Raw genomic sequence first — 265 nt, forward strand, 5'->3', positions numbered from 1 at the left:
CAAGTATAACGGTAAGGAGTTCGATAACAAGAACGGCTTGAACTGGTACGATTACGGTGCACGGCACTATGATGCGGCGTTGGGAAGGTTTGTAAGCATTGACCCGTTATCGGAGCAAGATTATCCGAGTTCCCCCTATGTTTATTGTGGCGGCAATCCCGTTATCCGCATAGACAAGGACGGCAAGATTTGGGATACGGTATGGGACATCGGCAATATGCTTTACGATGCAGGTGCAGCCGTAGCTGCCCATATCCGTGGCGAC

The 265-nt window shown here is 50.6% G+C and carries 1 protein-coding gene; it reads left to right on the top strand.

Annotated elements, in window-relative coordinates; genetic code table 11:
- The coding region (locus tag H6A60_RS14605) for an RHS repeat-associated core domain-containing protein (RefSeq protein WP_205105331.1) at positions 1–265 on the top strand (265 nt) is incomplete at both ends.

Origin of the sequence: Sutterella massiliensis (genome assembly GCF_016899755.1) — a bacterium.
Lineage (GTDB): Bacteria > Pseudomonadota > Gammaproteobacteria > Burkholderiales > Burkholderiaceae_F > Sutterella > Sutterella massiliensis.